Here is a 23,042-nt window from a genome sequence, read left to right as displayed (position 1 = left end):
CCGAGGAGATTCCCATGGCCATCGAAGTGCAACCCCTAGTCGCCCCGCACCTCTGCGTCGATGACGGAGCCGCCGCGATCGACTTCTATGTCAAGGCTTTCGGCGCCACCGAGTTGGGGCGGATGCCCGGTCCCGACGGCAAGCTGATGCACGGCGCAGTCCAGATCAACGGCTCGCTGGTGATGCTCAACGACGACTTCCCCGAGTACAACGACGGTAAGCCGTCGACACCGACGGCGCTGGGCGGCTCACCGGTCACCATCCATCTGCAGGTCACCGATGTCGACGCGAAGTTCCAGCGGGCGGTCGATGCCGGCGCCACCGTGGTGATGCCGGTCGAGGACCAGTTCTGGGGCGACCGCTACGGCGTGCTGCGCGACCCGTTCGGCCACCTGTGGTCGATGGGCCAGCCGGTCCGCGAGGTCAGCCAGGAGGAACTGCAGGCCGCAATGGGCGGCCAGTAGGCCTACCGGAGCAACCCGGCGAGCAGGCGGCGCCCGACACTCGGTGTCGGTGCGGCCGCCGCGGCCGCGAGCATGTCGGGGATCGCGGTGAACTTCACCCGCGGACGGTCGCCGCCGCCGCGGGCGACCTCCGCCGCGTCGATGGCGCGCCAGCCGTCGCTGTCGACCACGTCGGGACGGCGTTGCCGAAGCAACCGGTCCAGTTCCCCGTGACCGGCCGACGGCGCGGTGAGCAGCCCGGCGTTGTAGTCGTCCACCAGGTGGTGCACCGTCTGCGCGGCGCACGACTTGTTCGTGCCGATGAAGCCGGTCGGTCCGCGTTTGATCCAGCCCGCGACGTAGCTCCCCGCAACGGGCCGACCCGACGACGGATCGACGACGCGGCCGCCGTCGTTGGGGACGACGCCCGCGGCCTCGTCGAACGGCAGCCCGGCCAGCGGTCTGCCGTGGTAGCCGATGGACGACAGCACGAGCCCGGCGTCGAGGTGGCACACCTCGTCGGTGCCGGTGCCGGTGAACTCGACGCCGTCGGCGCGCGTCGCGCCGGTGACACGTCGCGGTGTCAGCCGGTAGGCGAGCCGGATCCGCGGGCGGGTGATCGGCGCCGAGGCGTCGGGCAGCTTCGCGAGGATCTCGAGTTTGTTGCGGGTGAGGGGGTCGGTCTCATCGGTCAGGTCGCGCCGGACCAGTTCAAGGTCGGTCGCGTCGAGCACCACGTCGCACGTGGCGGTGAGCCCGATCAGTTCGGGCAGCGTGAACGCCGACTGGGCGGGTCCGCGCCGGGCCGCGATCACCACCTCGGCGACCTGGGAGGCGCGCAGCGCGGCCAGCGCGTGATCGGCGATGTCCGTGGTCGCCAGCCGGTTCGGGTCGGTGGTGAGTATGCGCGCGACGTCGAGCGCCACGTTGCCGTTGCCGATCACGACCGCCCGGTGATGGTCGAGCGCGACCGGCAGGGCCGCGTAGTCCGGGTGGCCGTTGTACCAGGCGACGACCTCGGTGGCCGTCGCGGTGCCGGGCAGACCCATCCCGTCGATGGCGAGGCGTCGGTCGGTGGGCGCGCCGACGCCATACAGCACGGCGTGGTGATGCGCCAACAACTCGTCGTGGGTCACGTGCGTGCCGACCTCGACGTTGAGATAGAGCCGCAATTCGCGCCGCGCCGTCACCTGGTCGAACAGCCGCGTGACCCGCTTGGTGGTCTGGTGGTCGGGGGCCACCCCGGCGCGGACCAGGCCGTAGGGGGTGGGTAGCCGCTCGAACATCGTGACCCGCACGCCGCGCTGGGTGAGCAGCTCGTCGGCGGCGTACATGGCGGCCGGACCGGATCCCACGATGGCGACCCGCAGCGGGCTGTCGGGACGGGAGTGCACGACGGGGGCGTCGGGCACCGACGCCAGCTTCGAACTCGGCGGCACCTTCTCGTCCGGCCGGCGTTCGGGATAGAACGCGGCGTTGAGTTCGACGAACGGCAACTGCGAATCGGTCAGCGCGGCCTCGGGCGCGATCGCGCCGACGGGGCAGGCGCTGACACACGCCCCGCAGTCGACGCAGGCCGCAGGGTCGATGTAGAGCATCTCGGCGGTTGCGAAGCCCGGTTCGTCGGGGGTTGGGTGGATGCAGTTCACCGGGCAGGCGAAGACACACGACCCGTCGCTGCAGCACGACTGGGTGATCACATGGGGCACGGTCGCGCCTCCCCCTTACGCCGCGGTGGCGACGTGTTGACGGTGCGGTTCGCTGCGGTAACGGCTGGGCCGTCCGTCGATCCGGCAGATGCGCCACATGAGCTTCGCGAGCGGGTTCATCAGGCCGGTGTCGTGGCACAGCATCCGGACGTCGCCGAACATGTCACGCAGGAACTGCCGGGACTCCGGCGCGCGGAAGAACAGCTCTTTCTTGACCGACTTCGGGATGTCGAACTCACGCCAGAACGACTTCGGCGGAACGATGATCGCCTGGCACAGCACCCGCATGACCACCGGGACGTACAGCGAGAGGAAGAACCGCTGCCTGCGCGGAAGATGCGGCAGCCGCTTGCGCAGGTACTCGTGAGCGAACGAGATGTGGCGGGCCTCCTCCGCAACGTGGATGGCCATGACCCGTTCCATGATCGGGTGCAACGCCTTGCCCTCGCGAAGCACGTTCTTCTGCGTGTGATCGATCGGCTCCTCGCCGGCCAGCACGCCGAAGAAGAACGGGATCGGCAGGGGGCCGGCCACCAGTGGGATGAACGGCGACAGCCAGCGCAGCAGGCGCGGCATCCCGGGCACGTCGGCGCCGATGCGGTTCACCATCTCCTGGAACATCATGGTGTGGTTGCACTCTTCGACCGTCTCGTGCATGCAGTACCGGTACTCGGGTGAGCCGTTGGGCACCCAGAACGCGTAGTTCGTCAGCCCTCGGATCAGGATGATCTCGAATTGCAGGCCGACCTTCGCGACGTTGGCCTGACGCCACCGCCCGATCTCGATCTGCCGGTCGACGGGCTGAGCGCGGTACCACGGGTGGCGCCCCAGCGGGTCCGTATCGGTCAGGATCCACCGCCGGTCGCTGTCGACCACCGCGAATTCGGGGCTGTCCCAGTCGATGTCGGTGTAGGGGTTGAAGTTCCGTCGCACCGACCCCTCGGACAGGGTGGTCAGGGTGTCGACGTAAGCCTTGTCGTCGGCGACGTCCATGTTGCGGCGCCACCTGCGGACCGTGCGTGTGCGAGCCATATGAGCCTCCCAAGCGGGGTTTACATTCACCGGTCTTCTGTACACAGTACCGCAGGTATCGGGTACTTGTCCATGAGTGTGCTGTGAATTCGGTGTAGCCGGTCGCGCCCGGCGCAACTGACTGCACCGAAATCGCAGGAACTACGCTGGTGACCCATGGCCGAACTCACCATCCCCGCCGATCTCAAGCCCCGCGACGGACGCTTCGGGTCCGGCCCGTCGAAGGTGCGTCCCGAACAACTGGCCGCGCTCGCGGCCGCGGGCGACCTGTTCGGCACCTCGCACCGCCAGGCGCCGGTCAAGAATCTCGTCGGCCGGGTCCGCGACGGCGTCAAGCAGCTGTTCTCGGTGCCCGACGGCTACGAGGTCATCCTCGGCAACGGCGGGTCCACCGCGTTCTGGGACGCCGCCACCTTCGGCCTGATCGACAAGCGCTCGCTGCACCTGACCTACGGCGAGTTCAGCAGCAAGTTCGCCTCCTGCGTGCAGAAGAATCCGTTCGTCGAGGACCCGATCGTCGTCAAAGCGGATCCGGGCAGCGCGCCCGAACCGCAGGCCGACCCGTCGGTCGACGTCATCGCCTGGGCGCACAACGAAACCTCGACCGGGGTCGCGGTCCCGGTGCAGCGCCCGGCCGGCTCCGGTGAGGCGTTGATCGTCATCGACGCGACCTCCGGCGCGGGCGGGCTGCCCGTCGACATGGCCCAGGCCGACGCCTACTACTTCGCCCCGCAGAAGAACTTCGCCGGCGACGGCGGCCTGTGGCTCGCGGTCGTCAGCCCCGCCGCCCTCGAGCGCATCGACCGGATCGCGCAGTCGGGCCGCTGGGTCCCCGACTTCCTCTCCCTGCCGATCGCGGTGGAGAACAGCCTCAAGAACCAGACCTACAACACCCCCGCGATCGGCACGCTGGTCCTGCTCGCCGACCAGTTGGACTGGCTCAACGGCAACGGCGGGCTGGACTGGGCCGTCAAACGCACCGCCGACTCGTCGCAGCGGCTGTACTCGTGGGCCGAGGCGTCGACGTACGCCACGCCGTTCGTCACCGACCCCGCTCTGCGCTCCCAGGTGGTCGGCACCGTCGACTTCTCCGACGACGTCGACGCCGCGGCGGTGGCGAAGATCCTGCGCGCCAACGGAATCGTCGATACCGAGCCGTACCGCAAGCTCGGCCGCAACCAGCTGCGGGTCGCGATGTTCGCCGCCGTCGACCCCGAGGACGTCAGCGCGCTGACCCGGTGCGTCGACTGGGTCGTCGAACGGTTGTAGTTCACGCCGCGTGTCACCGTGGTCACGGGCAGGTAACGCAGTAGGCTGACCAGCTAATCGGGCTGGCGCCTGGCGCCGCGAACGAGCCCGGAGGAGGTCGCAGTGCGGGAACTCAAGGTCGTCGAACTCGACGTCGACGGCAACACGATCCTCTGCCAGACCGACTCCGGTGAGAAGTTCGCGCTGCGCATCGATGACCGGTTCCGCGCCGCGGCCCGCGGGGACCGGGCCGCGTTCAATCGATCGGCCGACCAGACCATGATGGATGTCGAGGTGCACAACGTGCTGCGTCCCAGGGATATCCAGGCCAAGATCCGCGCGGGCGCCTCTGTCGAGCAGGTCGCGAACGCTTCGGGAATGCCGATCGAGCGGGTGGAACGGTTCGCCCACCCGGTACTGCTGGAGCGGTCGCGGGCCGCCGAACTCGCCACCGCCGCGCATCCGGTCCTGTCCGACGGCCCCGCGGTGCTCACCCTGCTCGAGACCGTCAGCACCGCGCTGGTCGCACGCGGGCTGAACCCCGACGCGACGAACTGGGACGCCTGGCGCAACGAGGACGGCCGCTGGACGGTGCAGGTGGCGTGGAAGGCCGGTCGGTCCGACAACGTCGCCCACTTCCGGTTCTCCCCCGGCGCGCACGGCGGCACCGTCACCGCGTTCGACGAGGCGGCCTACCAGCTGATCGACCCGGACTTCAGCCGCCCGCTGCGCCCGGTCGCACCCCTCGCCCAGCTGGACTTCGACGCTCCCGCCGCACCGCAGGCGCCCGTGGCCGCACCTGCCCCGGCACCGCTGCCCGAACCCGAGGCCGCGCCCGCGCCGCAACCTGCCCTCGAGGCCGAGACCGGCCCGGAACCGCAGGCGCCCAAGCCGGCGAAGTCGCGTAAGGCCAAGGCCCGTCCGACCGTTCCCGGGTGGGAGGATGTGCTGCTCGGGGTCCGCTCCAGTGGGCAGCGATGAGCGCTTGCGCGAAGAGCCGACACCAGCGATGACGGCTAGGCCGGCACCATCCCGCTGAGGGTGATCGCGAGCAGCGCGATCCACCCGCCCGCCACGCCGACGCCCGCACCGAACGCGAACCACCGCCACACCGGCCGGGTCCGCCACCCCCACACCGTCGGCGCCAACCCGCCCACGGCGACCATGTTCAGGCCGACCGCCAGCAGTGGGTGCACGCGCAGCAGCCCAACGCTCAGCACGATGACGGCGGTGGCGATCACCGCGGCGACCCCCGCGGCCACCGTCAAACCCGTTCCCCACGGCGTGGATTCGTCGGTCACGATGTCACCTCCCCGGTCACGCCCACCTGAGGCAATCTAGCCCGACCGGACACGCTCGTAGAACGCCAGCGCGGCCGCGGTCGCCACGTTGAGCGAATCGGTGCCCCGCGACATCGGGATGCGCACCCGCCGGTCGCTGGCCCGCATCGCGCGCTCGGTCAGACCGGGGCCCTCCGCACCGACGAGGATCGCGACCTTCTCCTCCCCCAGCGCCGCCATCGCCGTGGCCACGGTGTCGGCGGCCGGGTCCGGCGTCATCGCCAACAATCGGAAGCCATTGTCGCGCAGAAGGTTCAGCTCATCCGGCCATTCGGTGGCACGCGCGAACGGCACGAGCAGCGCGTGGCCCATCGACACGCGCACCGCCCGCCGGTACAGCGGGTCGGCACACCCGGCCCCGAAGATCACCGCGTCGATACCGAGCCCGGCCGCGTTACGGAAGATCGAGCCGAGGTTCTCGTGATCGTTGACACCCTCGAGCACCGCCACGGTCTGGGCGCCGTCGACCACCTCGGCGACGGGGAGCTCGGCCGGGCGCGACGCCGAGGCCAGCACGCCCCGGTTCAGGTGGAAGCCGACGACCTCCGCCATCACCTCGGCCGAGGCCCGGTAAAACGGCGCGTCGACGGCGTCGAGGTCGGCCCCGAGTTCGGTGAGCCGGCGGTCGGTACCGAGCAGCGCGCGGGGGGTGAACCGGGAAGCCACCATCCGCTGCACCACCAGCACACCCTCGGCGATCACCAACCCCTTGCCGCTGGGCAGGTCGGGTCGGCGGTCGATGCTGTTGAGGTCGCGGAAGTCGTCGAGGCGCGGGTCGGCGGGATCGTCGACGTCGATGACGGTGGTCAACGCTGCGATCTCCGCACGGCGGCGAAGCTTACGCGCTCTCCTCGACCATCGCCGACATCAGGTCGGCGGCCATCAGCAGCGTCCTGCGCTGTTCGGGTTCCAGTTGGCCGAGCCGGCGCTGCAACCACTCCTGGCTGGCCCGCTTCTCCGCCTCGACGAGGTCGGCCCCGGCCTTCGACACCGAAACCAGCACCTGCCGGCCGTCGACGGGATGGGCGTCACGTGAGACGAAACCCATTTCGGCCAGTGACGCGATCACCCGAGTCATTGAAGGCGGACGCACCCGCTCCCGCACAGCTAACGCGCCCGGCGTCATCGCACCCTCTTTGGCCAGCGTGGACAGAGCTGACAATTGCGACAGCGAAATCGGCGATTCAGCACGGCGAAAGCGTAATTGACGAGCCAGCCGCACTACTGCGAGAGACAAATCGCTGGCCAGCCGGGACTCCAGGTCGATCACGAAGCAAATACTACATAGGGTCGCTAAAAGTCGCGATCAGAACGAATATCCGTGATCACGAATCATTTCGGATGGGCTAGGTTGGCATTGATGGCCGACGAACACACTCCGGAAAGCGCCTCGCCGCAGCCGCCGCCGCTGCCGGCCGCCCTGCTCGACCCGCGGCCCGTCATTCTCGTGATCGCCGCGGTATGGCTGCTCGCCACCGTGCTCGCGTTCACGGTCTCCGCGCTGCACGAGTGGCGTCCGTTCACGATCGCCGGACTGGGCATCGGCGTGTTTGGCACTTCGATCTTCCTGTGGCAACGTCACGCCGTACGCCGCGGCGCGCGCGGCGCCCAGAGCGGGCTTCGCTGAGGACTGCGCCCGCCGCCCCGAATCAGGAGGATCCATGGCCGCACCGTTGCTTCACGCAGAGATCGAGATCGACGCCCCGGTGGCCAAGGTCTGGTCACTGGTCTCCGACCTCGGCCGGATGCCGCAGTGGAGCCCGCAGTGCCGTGCCATGAAGCTGCTCGGCCCGCTGCGGCCGGGCACCAGGACCATCAACCTCAACCGGCGCAACCGCATCGTCTGGCCGACCACCTGCACGGTCACCGAGGTCGTGCCCGAGAAGAAGGTGGCGTTCCGCGTCAACGCCAACAAGACGGTGTGGAGTTATGAACTCGAGCCGACGGCCACCGGCACGCGCCTGGTCGAGACCCGCAACGCCGAGAACGGGGTGACCGCGGTGTCGACCATGACCGTCAACGCGCTGTTCGGCGGTGTGCCGAGCTTCGAGGAAGAACTCGTCGCCGGGATGAACGAGTCGCTGGCCAAGATCAAGGCCGCGGCGGAGAACTGATCAGTCGTTCTCGGCCAGGTCGATCACGCCGTCGTCGTACGGGTCGTACAGCGGCGACCCGGTGAGCTGCGGTGCCGGGGTGTCCGAGTGCGCACCGCAGCCATACTCGGAGTCGACCACGTGGCCGTCGGCCGACATCTCGTTGGCGCACACGCCGAACATGACCCCGAGCGAACCGGACAGCGGCAGGTAGAACCCACAGTCGCGGCACATCCGTTTCGTCGAGCGGGCCATCGCCGAACCCGGGCCGAACTCGCCGTCGTGCCAGCGTTGCGCGGCGTCGACGCGACCCCACCGGCTCAGCACCTGTTTGCGGCCCAGTCCGACCTCCGCGGCGGTCTCGTCGACCTGGGGATCGCCGGTGGCGACGTGGCCGGGGACCAGACGGGGATCCTCACGCGGCGGAGCCAGCAGGTCGCCGGGTCCGAGGTCGCCCGGGCGGACGCGGTCCTGCCACGGCACCCATTTGGGGGCCAGCAGCGCCGTCGGGCCGGGGACCAGCACCAGTTCACTGATGGTGGCCTGTTCGGCGCCCGGATAGGCGGCGACGACGACGGCCCACTGCCAGCCCCGGTACCCCGGCATGTCGGCCAGGAAGCGGTGCGTGGCCGACGTCGGATCCTCGAAGGACGCGCCGAGGTACTCCCCGATCGTGTCGTGCCCGCTGAACTCGACGAGCGCGGCGCGCGCCTGCTCCACGGCGCCCATCAGCACCGCTTCGAGATCGGCGGGACGTCGGGCCACGTCGGCTGCGGTGTCGGTCAGGCTGTCCATCGCATCCCATAGTGCCGCAGAGCGATACCGGAAAGCCACACCGGTCGGCTGTCGGCCGCCAGTCGGTGCCATAGGGGACAATCGTGACGTGGCCGGCGGACGCGATGAGAGTGACGGAGATTTCCGGCGCGACGCTCGGTACTACCCGCCCCGGCCGCCCGCGGGTCACGACCATCCCGGGATGGCGAATTATCCCAGCGACGGTGGTTCCTACCGGCGGGCACGCAGGCAGTCCACACCGAGCGCGAACCGTTGGCTGCCCCCGCTGGACGAACCGGCGCCCCCGGGCTACCACCACCACTACGACCCGCCGCCCGGGGTCGGCGCCGGAGCGGGCAGGGTCACCGTCACCCGCGCGGCGGCGCAGCGCAGCCGCGAGATGGGCTCGAAGATGTACGGCCTGGTGCACCGGGCCGCGACCGCCGACGGTGCGGACAAATCCGGGCTGACCGCGCTCACCTGGCCGGTCGTGGCCAACTTCGCCGTCGACGCGGCGATGGCGGTGGCGTTGGCCAACACGTTGTTCTTCGCCGCGGCCAGCGGGGAGAGCAAGGGCAAGGTCGCGCTGTACCTGCTGATCACCATCGCGCCGTTCGCGGTGATCGCCCCGCTCATCGGTCCGGCCCTCGACCGGCTGCAGCACGGCCGCCGCGTCGCGCTGGCCGCGTCGTTCCTGGCGCGCACGGCACTGGTGGTGCTGCTCATCGCGAACTACGACGGCCTGACGGGCAGCTACCCGTCGTGGGTGCTCTACCCCTGCGCGCTCGGGATGATGGTGCTGTCGAAATCGTTCTCGGTGCTGCGCAGCGCGGTCACCCCGCGGGTACTGCCCCCGACCATCGACCTGGTGCGGGTCAACTCCCGCCTGACCACGTTCGGGTTGCTCGGCGGCACCGTGGTCGGTGGCGGCGTCGCGGCCGGCGCCGAATACCTGCTCAACCTGTTCCAACTCCCCGGCGCGCTGTACGTCATCGTGGCGGCGACCGTGGCCGGTGCGGTGCTGTCCATGCGGATTCCCAAATGGGTGGAGGTCACCGCCGGTGAGGTCCCCGCGACGCTGAGCTACCACGGCGGCAGCGAGGGGCTGCGCCGCGAGCCGCCCTCCGAGCGGACCGGCAAGGCCCGCCAGCCGCTGGGCCGCAACACCATCACCGCGCTGTGGGGCAACTGCACGATCAAGGTGATGGTCGGGTTCCTGTTCCTCTACCCGGCGTTCGTGGCGAAGTCGCACGACGCCGGCGGCTGGGAGCAGCTGCGCATCCTCGGCCTGATCGGCGCCGCCGCCGCGGTGGGCAACTTCGTCGGCAACATGACCGCGGCCAGGCTCGAACTGGGCCACCCGGCCCGGCTGGTCGTGCGGGCGGCCACCGCGGTGACGGCCGTCGCGCTGGTGACCGCGCTGACCGGCAACCTGCTGGTGGCGGCGGCGGCCACCCTGATCACCTCGGGCGCCAGCGCGATCGCCAAGGCCTCGCTCGACGCGTCGCTGCAGGACGACCTCCCCGAGGAGTCCAGGGCCTCGGCGTTCGGCCGCTCCGAATCGCTGCTCCAGCTCGCGTGGGTCGCCGGCGGTGCCACCGGGGTCCTCATCTACACCGACCTGTGGATCGGCTTCACTACTATCACCGCCGTGTTGATACTCGGGCTTGCCCAGACCGTCGTGAGTTACCGCGGCGAATCGCTGATTCCAGGGTTCGGCGGTAACCGGCCCGTGCTGGCCGAACAGGAAGGCCGCCGCTCCGAGGACGCCGGGGTGGCACACGAGTGAAACGCGTCCTGGCCGTGCTGGCGGCCGTCGCGGTGCTGGCGACCGCGGCGACGGCGCTGCTGGTCTGGCAGCTCACCCGCGATCACGAACCCGCCCTGCCGGAGATCAGCGCCTTCACCCGCGGCGAGCTGACCCGCGTCGGCCCCTTCCAGTTCTGCGACGTCATCGACCCCACCGACTGCAGGCCTGCCGGGCAACAGGGTGAACTCGCCGTCACCGAGCGCGATCCGGTGCAGCTGTCGGTCCCCTCGGCGATCGCCGAGGCGCCGTGGCGGCTGCTGCGCGTGTACGAAGACCCCGCCGACACCACCGAATCGGTGTTCCGCCCCGACACCCGGCTGGCGGTGACGGTCCCGACCGTCGACCCGCAGCGCGGCAGGCTCACCGGCATCGCCGTGCAACTGCTCACGCTGGTGCAGGACGAGGCCGGTGAGGTGTTCGAGGTCCCGCACGCGGAGTGGTCCGTGCGGATGGTGTGGGACTAGAGCGGAGTGTGCTCGGCGGCCACCCGCTCCCCCTCCCGGGTCGGGCCGGGCGGTGTCCCGTCGCCGAAGGGCCTGCCGCCCAGCGCCTCCCGGCCGTGTGGCGTCAGCCAGTTGGCCGGATCGGGCCCCTTGGGCACCACCTGTGTGGGATTGATGTCGGAATGGACGATGTAGTAGTGCTGCTTGATCTGCACGAAGTCGATGGTGTCGCCGAAGCCGGGCGTCTGGAACAGGTCGCGGGCGTATCCCCACAGCGCGGGCATCTCGGAGAGCTTGGTCCGGTTGCATTTGAAGTGCCCGTGGTAGACGGGGTCGAAGCGGGCCAGCGTGGTGAACAGCCGGACATCGGCTTCGGTGATCGTGTCGCCCACCAGGTATCGCTGCCCGGTCAGCCGGTCCTCGAGCCAGTCCAGCGCGGTGAACAGGCGGTCGTAGGCCTTGTCGTAGGCACGCTGTGAACCGGCGAACCCGCAGCGGTAGACGCCGTTGTTGACCTCGGTGTAGATGCGCTGGGCCACCTCGTCGATCTCGTCGCGGTGCCCGTCCGGGTAGAGGTCGGGGGCGCCGTCGCGGTGGTACTGCGTCCACTCCGTCGAGAAGTCGAGCGTGATCTGCGGGAAGTCGTTGGTGACGACCTGGCCCGTCGACACCTCGACGACCGCGGGCACCGTGATGCCCTTCGGGTAGTCGGGGAACCGCTTGAAGTAGGCGTCCTGCAGGCGCGGGATCTTCAGCACCGGGTCGACGCCGCCGGGGTCGAGGTCGAAGGTCCAGCTCCGTTGGTCGTGCGTGGGTGCGCAGAAGCCGATGGACAGCGCGTCCTCGAGGCCGAGCAGGCGACGCACGATGATCGTGCGGTTCGCCCAGGGGCAGGCCCGCGCCACGATCAGCCGGTAGCGCCCCGGTTCGACCGGGTAGCCGTCGCGGCCGTCGGCCGTGATCCGATCGGTGATGTAGTCGGTGTCGCGGTTGAATTCGCCACCGCTGGCGACATAGCTCATGGCAGCAGTGTGCCCGCCTTCGCCGAACGTGAAGCCACTGCGAGAAATCCGTCGGATTTTCGCAAGGAGTTCACGGTCGGCGCGGGGCGCCGCGGGATTCAGGCGTCGAGTTCGCGGGCGACGGCCTTGACGACCTCCGACACCCGGCGCGCGACCTTGCGGTCGGGGTAGCGCCCCTTCTGCAGGTCGGGCTGGATCGCGCTCTCCAGCAGCGTGATGAGGTCACCGATCATGCCGTGGAGTTCATCGGGGCTGTGCTTGTGCTCGGGACGTTCGGCCTCGCGCCGGGTCTTGCTCAGGCTCGGCGGCGGGTCGATCAGCGTCAGGCTCAACGCCTGCGGTCCTCGACGGCCGGCCGCCACGCCGAACTCGACGCGCTGGCCCGCTTTGAGCCCTTCGACACCCGCGGGCAGCGCCGAGGACCGGACGTACACGTCCTCACCGTCCTCCTGGGACAGAAAGCCGAAGCCCTTTTCGGCGTCGTACCACTTCACCCTGCCGGTCGGCACTTTGGTCACCTGCTCGTCGTCTCGCACCAACATAAGGAAAGCGTCCCGCTTGCGCCGGGACGCGTCGAGGCCGATCCTACTCGGAGTCGACCGGCGACTTCACACCCTTATCGGTAGGCTTTGTTCCACCGCTCGAGGAAGAAGTGCGCCCGATATGCGAGTTCTGCTGAACATCATCTGGTTGATCTTCGGTGGCCTGTGGCTTGCGCTGGGCTACGCGGTGGCGGGAGTCCTCTGCTTCGTCCTGATCATCACGATCCCGTTCGGGTTCGCCGCCTTCCGGATCGCCTCCTACGCGCTGTGGCCGTTCGGCCGCACCATCGTCGAGAAGCCGGGCCCACGCCCCGGCGCGCTGATCGGCAACGTGATCTGGGTGTTGCTGTTCGGCATCTGGCTGGCAATCGGCCACATCGTCAGCGCTGCGGCCATGGCCGTGACGATCGTCGGCATCCCGCTCGCGCTGGCCAACCTCAAGCTGATCCCGGTGTCGCTGGTCCCGCTCGGCAAGGAGATCGTGCCCGTCGACCCGCCCGCACCCGCCATGCGAGCCGCCGCATGACGGTGACCTCACTCGGTGTTCCGACCGTCCAGCGGCCGGCGGAGGGTATGCCCACCACCGGGCCGCTGGTGGACACCTTCGGCCGCATCGCCACCGATCTGCGGGTGTCGCTGACCGACCGCTGCAACCTGCGCTGCACCTACTGCATGCCCGCCGAGGGCCTGAACTGGCTGCCCGGTGAGCAGCTCCTGAGCGCCGACGAACTCATCCGGCTGCTGCGCATCGCGGTGACCCGACTCGGCATCACCAACGTGCGCTTCACCGGTGGTGAACCGCTGGTGGTGCGCCACCTCGAAGACGTGGTGGCCGCAACGGGTGCGCTCCGACCCCGCCCGGAGATGGCGATGACCACCAACGGTATCGGACTGGCACGGCGCGCCGAGGGTCTCAAGGCAGCGGGTCTGAACCGGGTGAACGTCTCGCTCGACAGCGTCGACGCCGCGCACTTCGCCCGCATCACCCGACGCGACCGGCTGCACGACGTGCTGGCCGGGTTGGCCGCCGCCAAGGCGGCGGGCCTGACCCCGGTCAAGGTCAATGCGGTCCTCGACCCGGAGACCGGCCTCGACGACGCGGTGGCGCTGCTTCGGTACTGCCTCGACCACGGCTACCAACTGCGCATCATCGAGCAGATGCCGCTCGACGCCGAACACCAGTGGCAGCGGGGGCGCTCCCTGGAGGCCGCCACGATCCTGGCCGCGCTGCGCGAGCACTTCACCCTGGTCCCCGATTCCGAGCCGCGCGGTTCGGCCCCGGCGCAGCTGTGGCGGGTGGACGGCGGGACGGCGAAGGTCGGGGTGATCGCGTCGGTGTCGGAGGCGTTCTGCGCGGCATGTGACCGCACCCGGCTCACCGCCGACGGGCAGGTGCGCAACTGCCTGTTCGCGCGCGAGGAGAGCGACCTGCGGCGGTTGTTGCGGGGCGGCGCCGACGACGACGCGATCGAGCAGGCCTGGCGGGCGGCGATGTGGACGAAAGCCGCCGGCCACGGCATCAACGACCCCGGCTTCGAGCAGCCGTCGCGGCCGATGAGTGCGATCGGAGGCTGACGTGTCGACCACCACCACGGTGCGCGTCGCGGTCCGCTACTTCGCCGCGGCACGGGCAGCCGCGGGAACAGACGCGGAGCAGCTGACCATTCCCACGGGTACGACGGTGCAGGCCCTGGTCGACGAGTTGGCCTGCCGCAACCCGGAATTGAAGCGGGTGCTGGCGCGGTGTTCGTACCTCTGTGACGGCGTGGCCGTGCGGGATACGGGGAGAGCGTTGAGCAACGCTCAGACGCTCGATGTACTTCCCCCGTTCGCCGGCGGATAAGCGTGATTTGCGTCACATAACGAATTGGTCACAAGCTGGCTATAGCCCAGTTCACGTCCGGAAACACCTGCGAAAACGGCGAGCCAACCTGCGCATTTAGAGCCCCTTTAAAATTTGCCGTGGCGGGAAACGCCGAGGTCGGGAAAAGGTGACGGGTGCGCGGACAGCGGTTACCGTTCATTCCCAGGTCAGTCGACCCTTATCGACCGACCCGCCCCGCCCGATAGCGCCGAGCTCCATCCGTCGACGCGGGGGACCACGAACCACCTGGATGGAGGCGGGGGACCCACCGGTCCACCGAAAGGACCTGGGGCCGCCAGCGGCCCCTTGGGGTGAAGCCGGGATCGGGCAACCGAGACCGGCCGGGTGACCTCTCCCACCCGAACCCGACAGCTGACCTCGCGGGCGCCGACGAGAGGATCTATCGCACTTATGAGTGGACGGCATCGCAAGCCCACGAATTCCACGGTCAGTGTCGCCAAGATCGCCTTCACCGGCGCCGTGATCGGTGGTGGCAGTCTCGCCCTCGCCGGACAGGCCGGCGCGGCGACCGACGGCGAATGGGACCAGGTCGCCGCGTGTGAGTCGAGCGGCAACTGGGCCATCAACACCGGCAACGGCTACCACGGCGGGCTGCAGTTCTCGCCCAGCACCTGGGCCGGACACGGCGGCGGCGAGTTCGCCCCCGCGGCCTACATGGCCACCAAGGAAGAGCAGATCGCGGTCGCCGAGCGGGTGCTCGCCAGCCAGGGCAAGGGCGCATGGCCCTCCTGCGGCGGTCCGCTCTCGGGTGCGACGCCGCGCAACGTCGTCGACCAGCCGATCGACCCCGCGCCGCTGAACGGCATCCTGCCGCCTCCGCCGCCGATCGATCCGTTCGCCCCGCCGCCGCCGCGAACTGGGACACCGCCGCCGCCCCGGCACCGGGTCAGCCGCAGCCTCAGAACTGGTCGCTCGGCGTCCCCGCGCCGCTGCAGTTCGCTCCCCCGGCCCCGGCTCCCGCTCCGGCTCCGGCTCCGGCCCCCGCGCCGGTCGCCGCCCCGGCCCCGGATCCGCTGGCCCCGTTGAACGCGGTCAACATCCCGCAGCCGATCTTCGACGCCGCCAACCAGGCCGCCAGCGGCCAGGTTCCGGCGGTGCCCGCCGGCCTGCCGCAGCTGCCCGCAGAGGTGCCGCACCTGGCCAGCCCGGAGAACCTGCCGCCGGGGACGACCGTCGACCCCGGTCAGGTACCCGGCCAGAGCCCGAACGTCACGTACCTCAAGGAGATCTGGCACGCGATCCAGACCCAGGAGATCTCGGGTTCGGATGCACTGCTGGCGCTGACCCAGCGGCCGCTGACCACTCCGGACACCCCGGGTGGCCCGGCGCCGATCCCGGTCGGCACGGCGCCCGCCCCGGCTCCGGCCCCCGCACCCGCACCGGTCCTGCCGCCCGCCTGATTCGGGTCAGGCCGAATTCACCCACTCGTCGGAGCCGTCGCCGAAGAACTGGTGCTTCCACACCGGTATCCGGTCCTTGACGGCGTCGACGAGCCGGGAACAGGTGTCGAAGGCCGCCCTGCGATGGTCCGCTGCCACAGCGGCCACCAGGGCGGCGTCACCTATCTCGAGGGGTCCCACGCGGTGGCTGACCGCGATCGCGCGGACGCCGTCGCAGTCCGCGGCGATCTCGGCCGCCACCTCGGCGAGGATCTGCGCGGCGCTCGGATGCGCGGAGTACTCGAGCCGGGTGACCCCGCGGCCGCCGTCGTGGTCGCGCACCACACCGGCGAAACTGACTACCGCGCCTGCGGATTCGTGCGCCACCAATTCCTCGTGCTCGGCCAGGTCGATCCGATCCTCGGTCACGGCGGCGCGGAGCACGACGGCGGTCATCGCGGATGGTCCTTTCCGGCGAGTTGATCCAGGGCGTGGTCGAGCACGTCGGCGAGCACGGTCAGCCCGTCCTTGACGCCGCCGGGTGAGCCGGGCAGGTTCACCACGAGCGTGCGCCCCGCCACGCCGCAGATCCCGCGGGAGAGCACGGCGGTGGGCACCTTCGGCAGCCCCGCCCTCCGAATCGCCTCGGCCAGTCCGGGCAGTTCGTAGTCGACGACCGCGGCGGTGGCCTGCGGGGTGGCGTCGGTGGGTGAGATGCCGGTGCCGCCGGAGGTGATCACCACGGCCGCACCGTCGTCGACCGCCGCGCGCAGGGCCGCTTCGACGGGGGCGCCGTCGGCGACCACGACCGGATCGGGTGTCTCGACACCGCGGCCGGTCAACCACTCGACGATCAGGGGTCCGGTCCGGTCCTCGTACACGGCTGCCGCGGCCCGGGTGGAGGCGATGACCACGCGGCCGGTGCGTGTCACGTCCGCGTCCAGGTGCCGGTCTTGCCGCCCTCTTTGCGCAGCACCGCGATGTCGTCGATGCGGGCGGCGGGATCGACGGCCTTGATCATGTCGTAGACGGTCAGGGCCGCCACGCTGACCGCCGTGAGCGCTTCCATCTCCACACCGGTGCGGTCGGTGGTCCGCACGGTCGCGGTGATGCGGACATGGCTCTCGCCGACCTCGAAGTCGACGTCCACGCCGGTCAGCGCGAGTTGATGGCACAGCGGGATCAGATCGCTGGTGCGTTTGGCGGCCATGATGCCGGCGACCCGCGCGGTCGCCAGCGCGTCACCCTTGGGCAGACCGCCGGACGCGATCAGCGCGACCACGTCGGGGCGGGTGTGCAGCGTGCCCGCGGCGACGGCGGTGCGCTTGGTGACGTCCTTGCCACTGACGTCGACCATGTGCGCCGCGCCGGACTCGTCGACGTGCGAAAGCCCCTGCTGCGAGCTCGCGGCCACTTACCTGTTCACGACGGTGACGGGATGCAGGTACGGCAGCTCGTCGGCTGGCAGCGGGAAGGTCAGGTCACCGAACGGCGAGAGCGCCCCGGTGCGATCGGTGGCGAGTTCGCTCACGGCGTGCTCGTCACCCTCGAGGTGGGTGGGCCACCCCGGATCGATGTACTGCTTCTTCGATTTCTTGTCAGCCACGCCCACATTGTGGCAAACGCCGCAGCGCATGGCGACCTCGGGCGGCTGCTTTACGCTGGTCAGCAATGACAGCACACACTCCGCCGGCGGGCAGGAGCGCAGCGACTCGGGGGAACACCGGCGTCCCCCTGGGCGCCTGGTTGGCCCAACTACCCGACGAGCGGCTCATCCGGCTGCTGGAGTTGCGCCCTGACCTCACCCAGCCGCCGCCGGGCACCATCGCCGCGCTGGCCGCGCGGGCGACCTCGCGGCAGTCGGTGAAAGCCGCCACCGACGGCCTGGATTTCCTGCGCTTGGCCGTGCTGGACGCGCTGCTCGTGCTGCACGCCGACACCACCGCGGTGCCGCTGACCAAGCTGTTCGAGCTGATCGGGGCGCGCGCCGGAGAAGATGCGGTCACCGCTGCCGTCGACGATCTGCGGGGGCGGGCCCTGGTGTGGGGTGACGACGAGGTCCGGGTTGCGGCGGAGGTCGCGTCCGGGCTGCCGTGGTACCCGGGCCAGGCGGTGGTGGAGACGGCCGAGCACGGCGCCGACGACATCGCGCACAGGCTGGACGGACTCGACACCGCACAGCGCGACCTGCTGGAGCGGCTCCTGGAGGGTTCGCCGGTCGGCCGCACACGGGACGCGGCGCCCGGGACGCCGGCCGACCGCCCGGTGCAGCGCCTGCTGGCGGCCGGGTTGTTGCGCCAGGTCGACGACGACACCGTGATCCTGCCCCGCCTCGTCGGCCAGGTGCTGCGCGGCGAGGCACCCGGTCCGACCCAGCTGAACCCGCCCGATGCCGTGACCACCTCGACGAAGACCTCGGAGGTCGACGCCGTCGCCGCCGGCGCGGCGATCGACCTGCTGCGCGAGGTCGACGTGGTGCTCGAGGCGCTCTCCTCGGCACCGGTGCCGGAACTGCGCAGTGGCGGCCTCGGTGTCCGCGACCTCAAACGCCTCGTGAAGGCCACGGGTATCGACGAACGCCGGCTGGGGCTGATCCTCGAGGTGGCTCTGGGTGCGGGCCTCATCGCGGCGGGGATTCCCGAACCCGACCCGGGCGACGGGACCGGCACGTTCTGGGCACCGACGGTGGCCGCCGACCGGTTCATCGAGTCGCCGACCGCGGTGCGCTGGCACCTGTTTGCCTCGACGTGGCTCGACCTGCCCGCGAGGCCGGGGCTCACCGGCAGCCGGGGCCCCGACGGCAAACCGTATGCCTCGCTGTCGGATTCGCTGTACTCGACGGCGGCTCCACTGGATCGCCGGTTGCTGTTGGCGGTGCTGGCCGACCTGCCCGCCGGATCCGGCGTCGACGCGGCGTCGGCCTCGCGGGCGATGATCTGGCGCAGGCCGCGCTGGGCGGTGCGGTTGCAGCCCGAACCGGTGGGCGGCCTGCTCACCGAGGCGCACGCGCTCGGCGTGGTGGGCCGCGGCGCGATCGCGACGCCCGCCCGCGGCCTGCTCGCCGGCCACCCCCCCGAGGATGTCGTGGCGGCCATGGCGAAGGTGCTGCCCTCACCCATCGACCACTTCCTGGTGCAGGCCGATCTCACCGTCGTCGTGCCGGGTCCGCTCGAACGCGACCTCGCCGAGCAGCTGGCGGCCGTCGCAGCGGTGGAGTCGGCGGGCGCGGCGATGGTGTACCGGGTCAGCGAGGCGTCGATACGGCGGGCGCTCGACACCGGCAAGACTGCGAGCGAACTGCACGCGTTCTTCGGCCGGCACTCCAGAACCCCGGTGCCGCAGGGATTGACGTATCTGATCGACGACGTCGCGCGCCGCCACGGCCAGCTACGGGTCGGCATCGCGTCGGCCTTCGTGCGGTGCGAGGACCCGGCGCTGCTGGCCCAGGCCGTGGCCGCACCGGCCACCGACGCGGTCGAGCTGCGGCTGCTGGCGCCGACGGTCGCGGTGTCCCAGGCGCCGATCGCCGACGTGCTCGCCGCCCTGCGCAACGCGGGGCTCGCCCCCGCCGCCGAGGACTCGTCCGGCGCGATCGTCGACATCCGTTCCCGCGGGTCGCGGGTGCCCGCCCCTGGCCGTCGGCGGGTCTACCGGCCCGCGCCCACCCCCACCGGCCAGACCCTCGGCGCGATCGTCGCGGTGCTGCGCAAGGTCGCCGCCGCACCGTCCGGGAACATGCGGCTCGATCCCGGCGTTGCGATTACGCAACTGCAGGAAGCCGCGCTACAGCAGACGTCGGTGGTGATTGGCTACGTCGATCCGGCCGGAGTGGCCACGCAGCGGGTGGTGGCCCCCGTCAACGTCCGCGGCGGCCAGCTGACCGCCTACGATCCGGCATCCGGACGGGTGCGCGAATTCGCCATCCACCGCGTGACCTCGGTGGTGTCGGCCGAGAACGAATAATGGAGCAATGACCTTCGAGCGAGAAGCGAAGCGGGATCGCGCATGACCGACGGCCCTTTGATCGTGCAGTCCGACAAGACGGTGCTGCTCGAGGTCGACCACGAGCAGGCCCAGGCCGCCCGCGCGGCGATCGCCCCGTTCGCCGAGCTGGAGCGCGCCCCCGAGCACATCCACACCTACCGCATCACCCCGCTGGCGTTGTGGAACGCCCGCGCCGCAGGCCACGACGCCGAGCAGGTGGTCGACGCGCTGGTGTCGTTCTCCCGTTACGCGGTGCCCCAGCCTCTGCTGGTCGACATCGTCGACACCATGGCCCGCTACGGCCGGCTTCAGCTCGTGAAGAGTCCGGTCCACGGCCTGGTGCTGGTGAGTCTGGACCGCGCGGTGCTCGAGGAGGTGCTCCGCAACAAGAAGATCGCGCCGATGCTGGGCTCGCGCATCGACGACGACACGGTGATCGTGCACGCCAGCGAACGCGGCCGGGTCAAGCAGATGCTGCTCAAGATCGGCTGGCCTGCCGAGGACCTCGCCGGCTATGTCGACGGTGAGCGCCATCCGATCGACCTGCTGCAGGACGGGTGGCAGCTGCGCGACTACCAGGAGATGGCCGCCGACTCGTTCTGGTCGGGTGGTTCCGGTGTGGTGGTGCTGCCGTGCGGTGCGGGCAAGACGCTCGTGGGCGCCGCGGCGATGGCCAAGGCCGGCGCCACCACGCTGATCCTCGTGACCAACACCGTCGCGGGCCGGCAGTGGAAACGCGAACTGGTCGCCCGGACGTCGCTCACCGAGGACGAGATCGGCGAGTACTCCGGGGAGAAGAAGGAGATCCGGCCGGTCACGATCGCCACGTATCAGGTGATCACCCGCCGGACCAAAGGTGAGTACCGCCATCTCGAGTTGTTCGACAGCCGCGACTGGGGCCTGATCATCTACGACGAGGTGCACCTGCTGCCCGCGCCCGTCTTCCGGATGACCGCCGACCTGCAGTCACGCCGCCGGCTGGGGCTGACCGCGACGCTGATCCGCGAAGACGGCCGCGAAGGCGACGTGTTCAGCCTGATCGGTCCCAAACGGTACGACGCCCCGTGGAAGGACATCGAGGCGCAGGGCTGGATCGCGCCCGCGGAGTGCATCGAGGTGCGGGTGACGATGACGGACAACGAGCGCATGCTCTACGCCGTCGCCGAACCCGAGGAGCGCTACAAGCTCTGCTCGACCGTGCACACGAAGATCGCGGTGGTGCGGTCGATCCTGGAGCGCCACAAGGGCGAACAGACCCTGGTGATCGGCGCCTACCTCGACCAGCTCGAGGAGCTCGGCCAGGAACTGGACGCCCCGGTGATCCAGGGGTCGACGAAGAACGCCGAACGCGAGTTGCTGTTCGACCAGTTCCGCCGCGGTGAGATCTCGACGCTGGTGGTCTCGAAGGTCGCGAACTTCTCCATCGACCTCCCGGAAGCCTCGGTGGCCGTTCAGGTTTCGGGCACCTTCGGCTCCCGGCAGGAAGAGGCGCAACGGCTGGGCCGGCTGCTGCGGCCCAAGCACGACGGCGGCGGCGCGGTGTTCTACTCCGTCGTCTCCCGCGACAGCCTCGACGCCGAGTACGCCGCGCACCGGCAGCGGTTCCTCGCCGAACAGGGCTACGGCTACGTCATCAAGGACGCCGACGACCTGTTGGGCCCCGCCGTCTAGCTGATGTCCTTCTCCGCATCGGCCAGCGCGGCGAATTCTTCGTCGGGCGAGTTCGCCACCAGATGGTGGCGGCTGTAGATCCCGAAGTACGCCATGAACGCGGCGAACACCACCAGGCACCAGGTGGCCGCGGTGCTGTCCACGAGGAACGTCGCGACCACCGCCAGGGCGGCGACGACGAGCGCGAACCCGGTGGTGACGACACCGCCCGGCGTGCGGTACGGCCGGGGCATATCTGGTTCGCGCACGCGAAGCGTGATGTGGCTGACCATCATCAGCACGTAGGACAGTGCGGCGCCGAACACCGCCATGTTGAGCAGCATGGCGCCCTGGCCGGTCAACGACAGGATGAAGCCGATGATGCCGGGCACGACCAGCGCCAGCGTCGGCGCCTTGCGCGAGTTGACCACCGACAGCCGCTTGGGCAGATACCCCGCGCGGGACAGCGCGAACAGCTGACGCGAGTAGGCGTAGATGATCGAGAAGAAGCTCGCGATCAACCCGGCCAGGCCGATGTAGTTGACCACCTTGGCCATCGCCGTGTCGCCGAGCGCCTCCACCAGCGGGTTGCCGGAGGCGCTGATCAGGCCCGCCCCGCCTGAGCCCGCCGCCAGCACCAGCACGGCGCTGCCGGTGACCAGCAGCACGGCCATCGCCGCGAGGATCCCCCGCGGAACGTTGCGGGACGGATCCTTGGCCTCCTCGGCGGCCAGCGGCACACCTTCGATGGCGAGGAAGAACCAGATCGCGAACGGCACAGCCGCCCAGATCCCGAGGTAACCGAACGGCAGGAACGACGAGGCGCCCGCAGCATCGGTGGGCGCGATGTCGGTGAGGTTCGCGGCGTCGAAGCTCCCGACCGCCGCGATGGCGAAGATGACCAGGCCCGCCAGGGCGATGGCGGTGATGACGAACATGACCTTGAGCGCTTCGCCGACGCCGCTGAGATGGATCCCGATGAACAGCAGGTACACCGCGAGATACACCCACCAGCCATCGGTGATGCCGAACAGCCCGAGCGATTCGACGTAGGCGCCGATGAAGGTGGCGATGGCGGCCGGTGCGATCGCGTACTCGATGAGAATGGCTGTGCCGGTGGCGAATCCGCCCCACGGTCCGAGTGCGCGGCGGGCGAACGTGTAGCCGCCGCCCGCGGCGGGCAGCGCCGAGGACATCTCGGCCATCCCCAACACCATCGCCAGGTACATGCCGGCGATGATCACGCCCGCGATCAGCAGCCCACCGAAGCCGCCCTCCGCGAGCCCGAAGTTCCATCCCGAGTAGTCGCCGGAGATCACGTATCCGACGCCGAGGCCGGCGAGGAGGACCCAGCCGGCAGTGCCCTGCTTGAGCGTGCGTTTGGCGAGGTACTCGCTGGATTCGCTGTGCGTGATGTCCACCCGGTGATGCTAGACCGGCCGCGGGGATCGCACCGGCCGTTCGCCAGTCTGGGCCGGTCGGCCCGGCGATCTGGCCACACAGCCGACGGTGTCGGCCCGGACACGCTAGCCTCGACACCCATGATCGGACGACCGCGCCTCCGCGCCGCCGCGACCATCGGCGGAACCAGGCTGACGCTGGCCGGCGCGGCCGTCGGCCTCGGCGCACTGTGGCTCGCGGGCGCCGCCGCCGCGCAACCCGCTCCCTCGGCCGCCGCGGGGCCGGTT

25 protein-coding genes, 1 pseudogene and 1 riboswitch are annotated in these 23,042 nt (G+C 70.2%); of the genes and pseudogenes, 13 read left to right on the top strand and 13 right to left on the bottom strand.

Features of this window, described 5'->3' with window-relative positions; all coding sequences use genetic code 11:
* The first annotated feature begins 14 nt into the window (after positions 1 to 14).
* Positions 15 to 464, top strand: coding sequence for a VOC family protein (locus tag AU196_RS23115; protein WP_059097585.1), 450 nt, complete (start codon positions 15 to 17; stop codon positions 462 to 464).
* A 2-nt stretch (positions 465 to 466) separates the two neighbouring features.
* Here the strand turns inward: AU196_RS23115 and AU196_RS23110 are convergent, their stop codons facing one another.
* Together AU196_RS23110 and AU196_RS23105 are read right to left on the bottom strand one after the other, a co-directional pair.
* On the bottom strand, positions 467 to 2,152 hold the full coding sequence (locus AU196_RS23110; protein WP_059097420.1) for a 4Fe-4S binding protein: 1,686 nt from the start codon (positions 2,150 to 2,152) through the stop codon (positions 467 to 469).
* 15 nt (positions 2,153 to 2,167) lie between these two features.
* Positions 2,168 to 3,184, bottom strand: coding sequence for an AurF N-oxygenase family protein (locus tag AU196_RS23105; RefSeq protein ID WP_059097419.1), 1,017 nt, complete (start codon positions 3,182 to 3,184; stop codon positions 2,168 to 2,170).
* A 156-nt stretch (positions 3,185 to 3,340) separates the two neighbouring features.
* Here AU196_RS23105 and serC point away from each other — a divergent pair, with 156 nt between their 5' ends.
* On the top strand, positions 3,341 to 4,453 hold the full coding sequence (gene serC, locus AU196_RS23100; protein ID WP_059097418.1) for a phosphoserine transaminase: 1,113 nt from the start codon (positions 3,341 to 3,343) through the stop codon (positions 4,451 to 4,453).
* Positions 4,454 to 4,555: 102 nt separating this feature from the next.
* Complete coding sequence (gene sepH, locus AU196_RS23095; protein WP_059097417.1) at positions 4,556 to 5,413, top strand: septation protein SepH; 858 nt, start codon at positions 4,556 to 4,558, stop codon at positions 5,411 to 5,413.
* A gap of 35 nt (positions 5,414 to 5,448) precedes the next feature.
* Here sepH and AU196_RS23090 read toward each other — a convergent pair whose 3' ends face one another.
* Genes AU196_RS23090 through AU196_RS23080 form a run of 3 tightly spaced genes read right to left on the bottom strand, consistent with a single transcriptional unit; the run spans position 5,449 to position 7,042 of the window.
* Positions 5,449 to 5,733 (bottom strand): DUF2537 domain-containing protein, encoded by a 285-nt coding sequence (locus AU196_RS23090; protein ID WP_082695841.1) that lies wholly within the window; start codon positions 5,731 to 5,733, stop codon positions 5,449 to 5,451.
* 36 nt (positions 5,734 to 5,769) lie between these two features.
* The gene (locus AU196_RS23085) at positions 5,770 to 6,591 is read right to left on the bottom strand and encodes a TrmH family RNA methyltransferase (RefSeq protein ID WP_502687285.1); all 822 of its coding nucleotides are present in this window, start codon (positions 6,589 to 6,591) and stop codon (positions 5,770 to 5,772) included.
* A gap of 19 nt (positions 6,592 to 6,610) precedes the next feature.
* On the bottom strand, positions 6,611 to 7,042 hold the full coding sequence (locus tag AU196_RS23080; RefSeq protein ID WP_059097415.1) for an Rv0880 family HTH-type transcriptional regulator: 432 nt from the start codon (positions 7,040 to 7,042) through the stop codon (positions 6,611 to 6,613).
* A gap of 90 nt (positions 7,043 to 7,132) precedes the next feature.
* On the opposite strand from AU196_RS23080, the gene AU196_RS23075 reads away from it, so the two are divergent.
* Positions 7,133 to 7,399, top strand: a complete 267-nt coding sequence (locus AU196_RS23075; protein ID WP_059097414.1) for a DUF2530 domain-containing protein — start codon at positions 7,133 to 7,135, stop codon at positions 7,397 to 7,399.
* Positions 7,400 to 7,433: 34 nt separating this feature from the next.
* Complete coding sequence (locus AU196_RS23070; protein WP_059097413.1) at positions 7,434 to 7,886, top strand: SRPBCC family protein; 453 nt, start codon at positions 7,434 to 7,436, stop codon at positions 7,884 to 7,886.
* On the opposite strand, the gene AU196_RS23065 is transcribed toward AU196_RS23070, so the two are convergent.
* Positions 7,887 to 8,660 carry a DUF3027 domain-containing protein gene (locus tag AU196_RS23065; RefSeq protein WP_059097583.1) on the bottom strand — a complete coding sequence of 258 codons (774 nt, stop codon included), beginning with the start codon at positions 8,658 to 8,660 and terminating at the stop codon, positions 7,887 to 7,889.
* A 181-nt stretch (positions 8,661 to 8,841) separates the two neighbouring features.
* On the opposite strand from AU196_RS23065, the gene AU196_RS23060 reads away from it, so the two are divergent.
* Positions 8,842 to 10,428, top strand: coding sequence for an MFS transporter (locus AU196_RS23060; protein WP_197415881.1), 1,587 nt, complete (start codon positions 8,842 to 8,844; stop codon positions 10,426 to 10,428).
* Positions 10,425 to 10,913 carry a DUF2771 domain-containing protein gene (locus AU196_RS23055; protein ID WP_059097412.1) on the top strand — a complete coding sequence of 163 codons (489 nt, stop codon included), beginning with the start codon at positions 10,425 to 10,427 and terminating at the stop codon, positions 10,911 to 10,913. Before AU196_RS23060 ends, AU196_RS23055 begins: the two co-directional genes overlap by 4 nt.
* On the opposite strand, the gene AU196_RS23050 is transcribed toward AU196_RS23055, so the two are convergent.
* Positions 10,910 to 11,914, bottom strand: a complete 1,005-nt coding sequence (locus tag AU196_RS23050) for a glutathione S-transferase family protein (RefSeq protein WP_059097411.1) — start codon at positions 11,912 to 11,914, stop codon at positions 10,910 to 10,912. The two genes, AU196_RS23055 and AU196_RS23050, sit on opposite strands and share 4 nt — an antisense overlap.
* A 98-nt stretch (positions 11,915 to 12,012) precedes the next feature.
* Entirely contained in the window at positions 12,013 to 12,423 is a 411-nt protein-coding gene (locus AU196_RS23045) for a cold-shock protein (RefSeq protein ID WP_059097581.1), read from the bottom strand.
* Between the two features lie 154 nt (positions 12,424 to 12,577).
* Here AU196_RS23045 and AU196_RS23040 point away from each other — a divergent pair, with 154 nt between their 5' ends.
* From AU196_RS23040 to AU196_RS26295, 4 genes and pseudogenes are all read left to right on the top strand, one after another.
* Positions 12,578 to 12,982: a YccF domain-containing protein gene (locus tag AU196_RS23040; protein WP_059097410.1), complete on the top strand. Its 405-nt coding sequence runs from the start codon at positions 12,578 to 12,580 to the stop codon at positions 12,980 to 12,982.
* Positions 12,979 to 14,031, top strand: coding sequence for a GTP 3',8-cyclase MoaA (moaA, locus tag AU196_RS23035; protein ID WP_059097409.1), 1,053 nt, complete (start codon positions 12,979 to 12,981; stop codon positions 14,029 to 14,031). The genes AU196_RS23040 and moaA overlap by 4 nt, the downstream gene beginning before the upstream one ends.
* A gap of 1 nt (position 14,032) precedes the next feature.
* Entirely contained in the window at positions 14,033 to 14,299 is a 267-nt protein-coding gene (locus tag AU196_RS23030; RefSeq protein ID WP_059097580.1) for a MoaD/ThiS family protein, read from the top strand.
* Between the two features lie 217 nt (positions 14,300 to 14,516).
* Positions 14,517 to 14,722, top strand: a riboswitch (cyclic di-AMP (ydaO/yuaA leader).
* A 9-nt stretch (positions 14,723 to 14,731) separates the two neighbouring features.
* Positions 14,732 to 15,741 (top strand): annotated as a pseudogene (locus tag AU196_RS26295) (transglycosylase family protein).
* 6 nt (positions 15,742 to 15,747) lie between these two features.
* Here AU196_RS26295 and AU196_RS23020 read toward each other — a convergent pair.
* From AU196_RS23020 to AU196_RS23005, 4 genes are read right to left on the bottom strand one after another with little or no spacing between them, the layout of a single operon-like run.
* A complete protein-coding gene (locus AU196_RS23020) occupies positions 15,748 to 16,176 on the bottom strand; it encodes a molybdenum cofactor biosynthesis protein MoaE (protein ID WP_059097408.1) in 429 nt (142 codons plus the stop codon).
* On the bottom strand, positions 16,173 to 16,652 hold the full coding sequence (locus AU196_RS23015; protein WP_059097407.1) for a MogA/MoaB family molybdenum cofactor biosynthesis protein: 480 nt from the start codon (positions 16,650 to 16,652) through the stop codon (positions 16,173 to 16,175). Before AU196_RS23015 ends, AU196_RS23020 begins: the two co-directional genes overlap by 4 nt.
* Complete coding sequence (moaC, locus tag AU196_RS23010; RefSeq protein ID WP_231737697.1) at positions 16,649 to 17,077, bottom strand: cyclic pyranopterin monophosphate synthase MoaC; 429 nt, start codon at positions 17,075 to 17,077, stop codon at positions 16,649 to 16,651. The genes AU196_RS23015 and moaC overlap by 4 nt, the downstream gene beginning before the upstream one ends.
* Before the next feature lie 57 nt (positions 17,078 to 17,134).
* Positions 17,135 to 17,356: a hypothetical protein gene (locus AU196_RS23005; RefSeq protein ID WP_059097405.1), complete on the bottom strand. Its 222-nt coding sequence runs from the start codon at positions 17,354 to 17,356 to the stop codon at positions 17,135 to 17,137.
* Between the two features lie 35 nt (positions 17,357 to 17,391).
* Between AU196_RS23005 and AU196_RS23000 the strand changes: the two genes are divergently transcribed.
* Complete coding sequence (locus AU196_RS23000) at positions 17,392 to 19,683, top strand: helicase-associated domain-containing protein (protein ID WP_059097404.1); 2,292 nt, start codon at positions 17,392 to 17,394, stop codon at positions 19,681 to 19,683.
* 42 nt (positions 19,684 to 19,725) lie between these two features.
* Entirely contained in the window at positions 19,726 to 21,375 is a 1,650-nt protein-coding gene (locus tag AU196_RS22995) for a DNA repair helicase XPB (protein ID WP_059097403.1), read from the top strand.
* Here the strand turns inward: AU196_RS22995 and eat are convergent.
* A complete protein-coding gene (gene eat, locus AU196_RS22990; protein WP_059097402.1) occupies positions 21,372 to 22,775 on the bottom strand; it encodes an ethanolamine permease in 1,404 nt (467 codons plus the stop codon). The genes AU196_RS22995 and eat overlap by 4 nt on opposite strands.
* Positions 22,776 to 23,042 lie beyond the last annotated feature (267 nt).

The sequence above is a fragment of the Mycobacterium sp. IS-1742 genome (assembly GCF_001500125.1).
GTDB lineage: Bacteria > Actinomycetota > Actinomycetes > Mycobacteriales > Mycobacteriaceae > Mycobacterium.
This window is presented reverse-complemented; position numbering and strand designations above follow the sequence as displayed.

Bases quoted from the DNA above. Each gene is read 5' to 3' on its own strand.
- AU196_RS23005 (WP_059097405.1), bottom strand. From the start codon at position 17,356: ATGCGCTGCGGCGTTTGCCACAATGTGGGCGTGGCTGACAAGAAATCG.
- AU196_RS23105 (WP_059097419.1), bottom strand. From the start codon at position 3,184: ATGGCTCGCACACGCACGGTCCGCAGGTGGCGCCGCAACATGGACGTC.
- moaA (WP_059097409.1), top strand. From the start codon at position 12,979: ATGACGGTGACCTCACTCGGTGTTCCGACCGTCCAGCGGCCGGCGGAG.
- AU196_RS23000 (WP_059097404.1), top strand. From the start codon at position 17,392: ATGACAGCACACACTCCGCCGGCGGGCAGGAGCGCAGCGACTCGGGGG.
- AU196_RS22995 (WP_059097403.1), top strand. From the start codon at position 19,726: ATGACCGACGGCCCTTTGATCGTGCAGTCCGACAAGACGGTGCTGCTC.
- AU196_RS23020 (WP_059097408.1), bottom strand. From the start codon at position 16,176: ATGACCGCCGTCGTGCTCCGCGCCGCCGTGACCGAGGATCGGATCGAC.
- AU196_RS23070 (WP_059097413.1), top strand. From the start codon at position 7,434: ATGGCCGCACCGTTGCTTCACGCAGAGATCGAGATCGACGCCCCGGTG.
- AU196_RS23050 (WP_059097411.1), bottom strand. From the start codon at position 11,914: ATGAGCTATGTCGCCAGCGGTGGCGAATTCAACCGCGACACCGACTAC.
- moaC (WP_231737697.1), bottom strand. From the start codon at position 17,077: ATGGTCGACGTCAGTGGCAAGGACGTCACCAAGCGCACCGCCGTCGCC.
- AU196_RS23060 (WP_197415881.1), top strand. From the start codon at position 8,842: ATGGCGAATTATCCCAGCGACGGTGGTTCCTACCGGCGGGCACGCAGG.
- AU196_RS23115 (WP_059097585.1), top strand. From the start codon at position 15: ATGGCCATCGAAGTGCAACCCCTAGTCGCCCCGCACCTCTGCGTCGAT.
- serC (WP_059097418.1), top strand. From the start codon at position 3,341: ATGGCCGAACTCACCATCCCCGCCGATCTCAAGCCCCGCGACGGACGC.
- AU196_RS23075 (WP_059097414.1), top strand. From the start codon at position 7,133: ATGGCCGACGAACACACTCCGGAAAGCGCCTCGCCGCAGCCGCCGCCG.
- AU196_RS23040 (WP_059097410.1), top strand. From the start codon at position 12,578: ATGCGAGTTCTGCTGAACATCATCTGGTTGATCTTCGGTGGCCTGTGG.
- AU196_RS23065 (WP_059097583.1), bottom strand. From the start codon at position 8,660: ATGGACAGCCTGACCGACACCGCAGCCGACGTGGCCCGACGTCCCGCC.